Raw genomic sequence first — 9,078 nt, 5'->3', positions numbered from 1 at the left:
GTGCGCCACCTCAAAGCTGCCCGCACCTGCGCAAATGATGGTGCGGTTGGGCGCGTCCTCACTGGCCATGACCAGCATGGCCGGCACCACAGCGCTGGGCTCCAGGGCTTGCAGCACCGCCTCGGGCATCAGGCCTTCGGTCATGCGCGTGGCGGCAGTGGGGGCCAAAGCATTGACACGGATGTTGTGCTTTTCACCTTCAATGGACAGGGTCTGCATCAACCCAGCCACCGCCATCTTGGCCGCGCCATAGTTGGCCTGACCGAAGTTGCCATACAAACCGCTTGACGAAGTGGTCATCACCACGCGCCCATAGCTTTGCGCCTGCATGTGGGGCCAAACGGCCTTGGTGCAATGCACAGCGCCCATGACGTGCACGTCCATCACCAGCTTGAAGTCGGCCAATTCCATCTTGGCAAAGCTCTTGTCGCGCAAGATGCCCGCGTTGTTGACCAAAATGTCCACCCGGCCCCAAGCGTCCACCGCTTGCTGGACCATGGCTTGCACCGCCACAAAATCCGTCACTGAAGCGCCATTGGCCAGGGCTTCGCCGCCAGCGGCGCGGATTTCGTCGACCACAGCCTGCGCGGCCGAGACCGAGCCACCCACGCCATGCACATCGCCACCCAAGTCATTGACAAGCACCTTGGCCCCGCGTGCGGCCAGTGCCAGCGCGTGCTGCTTGCCCAAACCGCCCCCAGCGCCTGTGACGATGGCGACACGGCCTTTGAAATCGATGCTCATGTGTGTTCCTTGTGAATTTAAAAATAATCGGCAGGGGCGAATGGGCGACACCTCCGCTCGGCTTGATCTGCTAACCTGAAAACTGTCCAAGCCCCTGCGTTCGTGGACGACTTTAAACCAGCCCCCTGACCCGACCTGTTACCCGATTGACACCCCCATGGAACTGAACACCGAAACCGTCACCACGCCCCCTTTGGATGCCGCCACCGTCGTCATGGTGCGCGACGGCCCGGGCGGCTTGCAAGTGCTGCTGATGCGCCGGCACCAAGCCTCGAACGTGCTGGGCGGGGTGTATGTGTTTCCAGGCGGCAAGCTCGACCCGCAAGACCAGCATCCCACCTGGTTGCAACGCCTGAGCCAAGACAGTGCCACCTTGCACCAAAGGCTCAATGAACCCGACATCCCGGCCGAACGCGCCTCGGGCCTGTTTGTGGCCGCCATGCGAGAAGCCTACGAAGAATGCCGGGTGTTGCTGGGCTGTGCAGCGCACGCCGAGCCACAGGCCCATGCCCTGCTGCAAGCGCTGCGCAGTGGCCAAAACTGGCACGAGGCCTTTCAGGCGCAGGCCCTGACCCTGCACACAGAGCCCCTGCTGCCCTGGTGCCGCTGGATCACACCGCGCCAAGCCTCGGTGACCAACAAGCGCTTTGACACCCGGTTTTTTGTCACCCAAGTGCCCGACGACCAACTGGCCGAGCACGACAACTTTGAGGCCACCGAAACCCTGTGGATCAACCCCCGCGAGGCGCTGCTGCGCTATTGGGACCGCGAGATCGAGCTGGCCCCACCGCAAATCATGAGTTTGGTGCACCTGAGCCGCCACCGCCACGCCCAGAGCGTGATGGCCGAAGCCCTAAGCCGCAAGCCCCCCGTGATCGAGCCCGAACCCTTTGACCAAGACGGCATCCGCACCATCTGTTACCCGGGCGATCCGCGCCATTCTGTGGGGCAAGCCGCCTTCCCTGGACCGAGCCGCTTGATGTTCAAAAACAAACGTTTTGAGCCAGAGTTGGGATTGGCCGCTTTGCTTGACTAGAATACGTGGGTCTCACGTTTCATTTGCTTACGTGATTTTTGTATTCACATGTAACATTTACCTATGAGCAATCCACCACAGCCAATCTATTTGTCCATTGACCGGGCCATGGAATTCATTGGCGACGCCAATGGGGTGTTGTCACTGCTCAAGACCCTGAAACAGACACTGAGCGATGATTTGCCCCGCCTACAAGAGTTGCTCGACAAAGACGATGTCTATGGGGCCAACCGCATCCTGCACCAACTCAAGGGCTTCACCCCGGTGTTTTGCGTTGACAGCTTGGTCGAACACGTCGTTCGCGTGGAAGACCTGAGCAAACACGCCGAACCCGAGGAATTGCGCACGGTCTACAAACAACTGTCCCCCCAACTGGAAGCCTTGCGCATGGAAGTGATCGCACACCTGGACAGCCACAGCCCCAACTGACCGGCAAACACCTCTTACGCACAAAAAAACGGGCCTCAAGGGCCCGTTTTTTCGTTTCCTCTCGGAGATTACTTCAAAGCCTTGAAGCGCACACGCTTGGGCTTGGCGCCCTCTTCGCCCAGACGGCGTTTCTTGTCGGCTTCGTACTCTTGGTAGTTGCCGTCAAAGAACACCCACTGGCTGTCGCCTTCTGCGGCCAGGATGTGGGTAGCGATGCGGTCCAGGAACCAGCGGTCGTGGCTGATGACCATGATGGAGCCAGCGAATTCCAGCAAGGCATCTTCCAACGCCCGCAGGGTTTCCACGTCCAAGTCGTTGGAGGGCTCGTCCAGCAGCAACACGTTGCCGCCTTCGATCAGGGTTTTGGCCAAGTGCAAACGCCCGCGCTCACCGCCGGACAACATGCCGACCTTTTTCTGCTGGTCGCCACCGTTGAAGTTGAAGCGGCCGCAATACGCCCGGCTGGCCATCTGGAACTTGCCCACGTTGATGATGTCCAGACCACCCGAGACGTCTTCCCAAACGGTTTTGTTGTTGTCCAAGTCATCGCGGTTCTGGTCCACAAAGGCCATGCGCACGGTCTGGCCGATGGTGACTTCACCGCTGTCGGGCTGCTCTTTGCCCGCGATCAGCTTGAACAGCGTCGATTTACCGGCGCCGTTGGGCCCGATGATGCCCACGATGGCGCCCGCAGGCACTTTGAAGTTCAGGTTATCGATCAGCAAACGGTCACCGAAGGACTTGCTGACGTTTTTGAATTCAAACACTTCATTGCCCAAACGCTCGGCCACAGGGATGAAAATCTCCTGGGTCTCGTTGCGCTTTTGGTAGTCGTGGTCGCTCAACTCTTCAAATCGGGCCAAACGGGCCTTGCTCTTGGCTTGACGGCCCTTGGGGTTGGAACGCGCCCACTCCAATTCTTTCTTCATGGCCTTGGAGCGTGCATCTTCGGTGCGCTGCTCGGTGGCCAAACGGGCGTCTTTTTGCTCCAACCAGCTGGAGTAGTTGCCTTTGTAAGGAATGCCGGAGCCCCGGTCGAGTTCCAAAATCCATTCGGCCGCGTTGTCCAAGAAGTAACGGTCGTGGGTGATGGCCACCACGGTGCCCGAGAAACGCGACAAAAACAGTTCCAGCCAGTCCACCGATTCGGCGTCCAAGTGGTTGGTCGGCTCGTCGAGCAGCAGCATGTCGGGGCGCGAGAGCAGCAAACGGCACAGGGCCACGCGGCGCTTTTCACCGCCGGAAAGTTTGCCGATGATGGCGTCCCAGGCAGGCAAGCGCAGCGCGTCAGCCGCGATTTCGAGCTGGTGCTCGGACGCATCGCCTGCGGTGGAGATGATGGCTTCGAGTTGAGCCTGCTCGGCGGCCAGCGCGTCAAAGTCGGCGTCTTCTTCGGCGTAGGCGGCATACACCTCTTCCAAGCGGGCTTGCGCGGCCTTGACTTCGCCCATGCCGCTTTCCACGGCTTCGCGCACGGTTTGCTCAGGGTCCATGATGGGTTCTTGCGGCAAATACCCGATCTTCAGGCCCGCCATCGGGATGGCTTCGCCCTCGATCTCTTTGTCGATGCCCGCCATGATCTTGAGCAAAGTGGACTTGCCCGAGCCGTTGGTGCCCAGCACGCCAATCTTGGCTCCGGGGAAGAAAGACAGCGAAATGTCTTTAAGAATGTGACGCTTCGGGGGGACGATCTTGCCAACCCGGTTCATCGAAAATACGTATTGAGCCATGTGTAACCCTGAAAAAAAATGGGCACAGACCGGACACCCCAAAGGCGTCGGCTCTGCACCGCAAACCTGCATGTGAGGTCAGGTGCGGCGTGTGCAACCCGGCATTATCCCAGCTTGTGAGACTTGCGCATGAAAAATTAGACCGCTCGCTCCGTCAACAGGCCTGACCGGCTGGAATACTGCACCCGGCTGTTCATCGCTTCGAGCTGCACCCGGGCGCTGCGCTGGCCATAGACCTCGGCCCGCAACCAAACGCATTCGGCGTCCAGCAGGGTGTCAGAGCCCAAACTGCACCACCAGACCCGGCCTTCGCCGTCCCAGCGGTAGCCGCGTGATTTGAGCTTGTCTTTGGCCTCAAACGGTGCGCCTGTGGCGCGCAACTTATAGCGCGTCTGCTCGGCGCCCGCCAACAGGCGCATCAGGCCCGTTTGCCCATCGGCCAGGGGCGAGGCCAGCACCTGCAGCAAAGCATGGCAATCGACCTGCGCCCTGTGCGCGTCGTAAAACCAGCCGCGCTCGGACGCCAAAAACTCCAGCTTGGCCGAGCCACTCCCCTCTTTCTTCCAGTCGATGCCCTGAAATGAGCACCCCCAGGCCTTGCCCGCAAACACCGGAAAACGTGCCTCCACAAAAGGGCGGTCGAACCCGGCGTTGTGCGCCAAGACCAAATCGGCCTGCTGCACCATCGCGGTCACGGCCGCGTCGTCGATGCGTTGGCCCTGCACCATGCTGTCGTCAATGCCCGTGATCTCGGTGATCTGCGGCGGAATCGGCTTGCCCGGATCTTCAAACGACTCATAAATGGTCACAGGGCCCACGGGTGCACCTGTGGCCGCATCCACCAGCACCGACAGCATGGCCAATTCGATGATTTTTTCGCCCTTGCTGTCCAGCCCGGTGGTCTCGGTGTCGAGCACGATCACGCGCTGGGTGGCTTGGCCGTTCAACGACCCATAGTCGGTGCGCGGCACCAGCCGCCGCAGCACCTTAAAGTCGGGGTGCTGCGCCAGCGCTTGGGCCATGGCTTCGGGTTCGGTCATGGCGAGCGGCCTTTCGGGCAGGGTGGGCAAGCTGGTGGGGGCCTGCGCCAAGTTCAGGCTGGGTGCGGCGGGTGCTTCAGCCATGGCGTGTGCGTTGGCCACGCCCTGTGCATTGGCCACGCCCTGTGCATTGGCCACGGCGGGCGAGACGGGCACAGCAATGGGCAAGGCAGCGGCCGTGGGCACCGCCACCGGATGGGTCTGTCGGGCACGCCCTGTTTTTTTCGGCTTGTCCACGCCCCCGGCCTCAAAGCCGAGAAAACTCATCTGATCAGATTTATTCATAGTGCCAGATTAAACCTCGACTTTGGCTGCCCCAGAGAGGCAACAAATGCAAGGCCGAGGAACAGATTTCGACTTGTGCGACAATTGACACCGCTGCAGCCTCCAGTTGCCGCAGCATCAGCACTTCTGCTGGGGCCTGACCCAGGCAACGCTCAAAACAAGCGCCTGCGGTTTCCATGCCCACCTTAAGACCTATCGGCCCACACTGGTAACTGCCAACAGCGGTTGAATGAGCCGATGCCTGCGCCGGACATGGCGCTCTGTGAAAAATGAACTTTGAAGAATTGAACCTGGCTCCGGCCCTCATGCAAGCTGTGCGCGAGCTCGGCTACGAAACACCCACCCCCATTCAGGCTCAAGCCATTCCTGCCGTTCTGGCCGGACAAGACTTGCTGGCGGGTGCACAAACCGGCACCGGCAAAACCGCCGCGTTCACGCTGCCCATGCTGCACAAGCTGAGCCTGAGCGAGCCTGGCCAAAACCGCTTTGGCGGCAAAGCCATTCGGGCTTTGGTGCTCACGCCCACCCGCGAATTGGCCGCCCAGGTCGAAGAGTCGGTGCGCGACTACGGCAAATACCTCAAGCTCGACTCCACCGTGATCTTTGGTGGCGTGGGCATGAACCCACAGATCAGCAAGATCAAAAAAGGCGTGGACATTCTTGTGGCCACACCCGGACGTTTGCTCGACCTGCAAGGCCAGGGCTTCCTGGACTTGTCCAGCATTGAAATTTTGGTGCTCGACGAAGCCGACCGCATGCTGGACATGGGCTTCATCCACGACGTGAAAAAAGTGCTGGCCTTGGTGCCCAAAGAAAAGCAAAGTTTGCTCTTCTCGGCCACCTTCAGCGACGAGATCCGCGAATTGGCGGCCAACTTGCTCAAGAACCCTCAGAGCATCCAGGTCACGCCCAGCAACACCACGGTGCAGCGCATCACCCAAGTGATTCACCCCGTGGGCCGCGGCAAGAAAAAAGACGTGCTGCTGCACATCATCCAAAAGCACGACTGGAGCCAAGTGCTGGTGTTCACCCGCACCAAGTTTGGCGCGAACAATGTGGCCGACTTCTTGACCAAAAATGGTGTGAAAGCCATGGCCCTGCACGGCAACAAGAGCCAAACCGCCCGCACGCAAGCGCTGGCCGGTTTCAAGAGCGGTGACATCCGCGCTTTGGTGGCCACCGACATTGCAGCTCGCGGCATTGACATCGAAGACTTGCCACACGTCGTGAACTTTGAAATCCCGAACGTGTCTGAAGACTACGTGCACCGCATTGGCCGTACAGGCCGCGCTGGCGCGAGCGGCGAGGCCGTGAGCCTGGTGTGCCTGGACGAAGAGGGCTTCATGATGGACATCGAGCGCTTCACCAAGCAAGAGATTCCAGTGCAGTTGCTCGAAGGCTTTGGCCCCGAGCCAGGGGAAGTGGCCGAACCCATCGCCATGGGTCGCCAGACCCTGTGGGGCGGCGCAGGCAAGCCACCGAGCCGCGATGTCATGGCAGCAGCCGCCAAGGCCGCGCGCAGCGACATGATGCAACGCATCCGTGACAACAAGGTCGCAGTCGGCGGTGGCGGTGGTGGTGGACAAGGCCCACGTCAGGCACGCGGCGAAGGCCAAGGCCCTGCCCGTCCATCACGCAATGGCCCAGCGCCATCGCGCCGCAATGGCCCGCAAGGCGCACCACGCTTTGAAGGGCAAGGCGATGGCCGCCGCGAAGGCGGTCGTGAAGGCGGTCGTGGACAAGAGCAGCGCGGCGATCCGCGCTTTGACAACCGGGGTGATGGCCAAGGCCGTCCCGCACCGCGTGGCCCACGTCCTGAAGGCCGTGGCCCAGCCCGTGGCCCACAAGGTGGGCAAGGCGGCCAAGACCGCCGCCGTGACGATGGCGACGAGTTGCCACGCCACATTGACCCGCTGAAAACCACGCAGTTCGCACGCTTGGACTTGCCCAACCGCAAGCCCGTGCGCACCAGCGGCCAGCCTGACCCGACCCGTACCAGCATCGACAGCTTGGCCAGCGGTGGTCGCCGCCATGGCGGCGGCGGTGGTGGTGGCGGCGGTTATGGCGGTGGCAACCGAGGCGGTAATGGAGGCGGTGGCGGCCGTGGCTTTGGCCGCTGATCAGCGCCTTGCGAACCCATGAAAAGAGACCGCCAAGGCGGTCTCTTTTTTTGCTTCTGGTGCCTGTCTCTGGCACAAGCGGCAAGCTGTCAGTCCTGAACCCTGGGGGCAACATGCCCCCACGCGCTAGTCGCGCACAAACAAAGTCACCAGCGGATCAGGCCCCACCTGGCGGCTCCAATGGCCATGCACGGTGTCGTCAAAGCTGACGCCGTCGGGCAAGGTGTCGGCCGAGTAAAACGACTCGCCGGGCCCAAAAATACGCGAGCTGCCATCTTGCAAAAAGATTTCCATCTGCCCACCCAGAACAAACAGCCACTGCGGTTTGCCAGTGCAGTGGAATGTGCTTCGAAAACCCACCGGGCTTTGCCGCAACTGGAATCCCGCAGAGGGCATGAGTGGTGACAACTGGCTTTGGGCCGTGCCCTCGGACAGGTCCACCCACTCGTCGCGAAAACGGGCTCGGCCATCGGCATCGGTGAAAAGCACAACTTTTTTCAGAGCGGTCATGGGTGTTTCTCGATAAAGAAAGAAACCGTGATTGTCGCCCAGCCAACAGCTTACAAGGGTAAGTCAGGTGACAAAAACCGCCAGCTTTAGGTACGATGGTGTGATGATTGGATACTTGCATACCATTCAAACGGTTCAGTTTCCCCCTGTGCTTACATACCCCATTGATCAGGAAATTTGATGTCTTCCAAACCCGATGTGCTGGCCGTGGCCAAATTGCACCCCTTTTACCAAACCGCATTGGCGTCGCTGTACACCGTGCACGACCGCACCCATGTGACCGATCCGGACGCCTTTGCCGACCTGGCCCCGCGCATCGTGGGCGTGGCGGGCACGGGCGAAGCCAGCGTGCCCAGCAGCCTGCTTTCGCAACTGCCCAACGCCAAAGTGGTGTCGGTGTTTGGGGTCGGCTATGACGGTGTGGATGTGCCCGCCGCCATCGCACACGGCATTCCCGTCACCCACACCCCCGATGTGCTGACCGACGATGTGGCCGATCTGGCCATGGGCTTGGTGCTGTCGGTGGGCCGGGCCATCCCGCAGGCCGACCAATTTGTACGCGCCGGCCGCTGGCCTGCTGGCCCCATTGCGCTTGCACGCAAGGTCTCCGGTGCGCGCATGGGCATCGTGGGACTGGGGCGCATTGGCAAAGCCATTGCCCAGCGTGCCAAGGCTTTTGGCATGTCGATCGCCTACACCGCCCGCTCTGAAAAACCGGACTCTGGCTTCATTTTTTACCCCACAGCTGCCGCGCTGGCCGCGGAGGTCGACTTTCTGGTGGCCATCACGCCCGGCGGCGCTGGCACGCTGCACCTGATCAACGCCGAGGTGCTGCAAGCACTGGGCCCGCGTGGCTTTTTGATCAACGTGGCCCGAGCCAGCGTGGTGGACGAAACCGCCCTGATTGCCGCCCTCCAAAACGGCACCATCGCCGGGGCGGGTCTGGATGTCTTTGCCAACGAGCCGCAGGTGCCAGAGGCCCTGTGGTCTTTGCCCAACGTGGTGCTGACGCCGCACATGGCCAGCGCCACCACCGAAACCCGTCAGGCCATGGCGGACCTGGCCTTCGCCAACATGCAGGCAGGCATCAACGGCCAGCCCCTGCGCTCCCCCGTGCCCGAATGCATCGGCATGGGCGCAGGTTCACAAGGCCACTGAACATGCCCGCATTGCGACTCATCGTC

General features: G+C 61.2%; 8 protein-coding genes. 4 read left to right on the top strand and 4 right to left on the bottom strand.

The window, feature by feature from the left end; all coding sequences use genetic code 11:
• Nucleotides 1-744, bottom strand: a 744-nt coding sequence (locus Q0341_RS09060; RefSeq protein ID WP_299512338.1) for an SDR family NAD(P)-dependent oxidoreductase, incomplete at its 3' end; no start/stop codon positions are given.
• Nucleotides 745-901: 157 nt separating this feature from the next.
• On the opposite strand from Q0341_RS09060, the gene Q0341_RS09055 reads away from it, so the two are divergent.
• Nucleotides 902-1,780, top strand: coding sequence for an NUDIX hydrolase (locus Q0341_RS09055; protein WP_299512336.1), 879 nt, complete (start codon nucleotides 902-904; stop codon nucleotides 1,778-1,780).
• A gap of 63 nt (nucleotides 1,781-1,843) precedes the next feature.
• Nucleotides 1,844-2,209, top strand: a complete 366-nt coding sequence (locus tag Q0341_RS09050) for an Hpt domain-containing protein (RefSeq protein WP_299512333.1) — start codon at nucleotides 1,844-1,846, stop codon at nucleotides 2,207-2,209.
• A 68-nt stretch (nucleotides 2,210-2,277) separates the two neighbouring features.
• Here the strand turns inward: Q0341_RS09050 and ettA are convergent, their stop codons facing one another.
• Together ettA and Q0341_RS09040 are read right to left on the bottom strand one after the other, a co-directional pair.
• Entirely contained in the window at nucleotides 2,278-3,939 is a 1,662-nt protein-coding gene (gene ettA, locus Q0341_RS09045; RefSeq protein ID WP_299512331.1) for an energy-dependent translational throttle protein EttA, read from the bottom strand.
• A gap of 137 nt (nucleotides 3,940-4,076) precedes the next feature.
• A complete protein-coding gene (locus Q0341_RS09040; RefSeq protein ID WP_299512329.1) occupies nucleotides 4,077-5,264 on the bottom strand; it encodes a 3'-5' exonuclease in 1,188 nt (395 codons plus the stop codon).
• Nucleotides 5,265-5,533: 269 nt separating this feature from the next.
• Between Q0341_RS09040 and Q0341_RS09035 the strand changes: the two genes are divergently transcribed.
• Nucleotides 5,534-7,384: a DEAD/DEAH box helicase gene (locus Q0341_RS09035; protein ID WP_299512327.1), complete on the top strand. Its 1,851-nt coding sequence runs from the start codon at nucleotides 5,534-5,536 to the stop codon at nucleotides 7,382-7,384.
• A gap of 126 nt (nucleotides 7,385-7,510) precedes the next feature.
• On the opposite strand, the gene Q0341_RS09030 is transcribed toward Q0341_RS09035, so the two are convergent.
• Nucleotides 7,511-7,894 (bottom strand): hypothetical protein, encoded by a 384-nt coding sequence (locus tag Q0341_RS09030; RefSeq protein WP_299512325.1) that lies wholly within the window; start codon nucleotides 7,892-7,894, stop codon nucleotides 7,511-7,513.
• 180 nt (nucleotides 7,895-8,074) lie between these two features.
• Here Q0341_RS09030 and Q0341_RS09025 point away from each other — a divergent pair, with 180 nt between their 5' ends.
• The gene (locus tag Q0341_RS09025; RefSeq protein ID WP_299512322.1) at nucleotides 8,075-9,052 is read left to right on the top strand and encodes a 2-hydroxyacid dehydrogenase; all 978 of its coding nucleotides are present in this window, start codon (nucleotides 8,075-8,077) and stop codon (nucleotides 9,050-9,052) included.
• The last annotated feature ends 26 nt before the right edge of the window (nucleotides 9,053-9,078 follow it).

This window comes from uncultured Limnohabitans sp. (assembly GCF_937889215.1).
In the GTDB taxonomy this organism is placed as follows: Bacteria; Pseudomonadota; Gammaproteobacteria; order Burkholderiales; family Burkholderiaceae_C; genus Limnohabitans_A.
The sequence above is the reverse complement of the archived record's forward strand: the minus strand, read 5'-3'. Positions and strand labels throughout refer to the sequence as shown.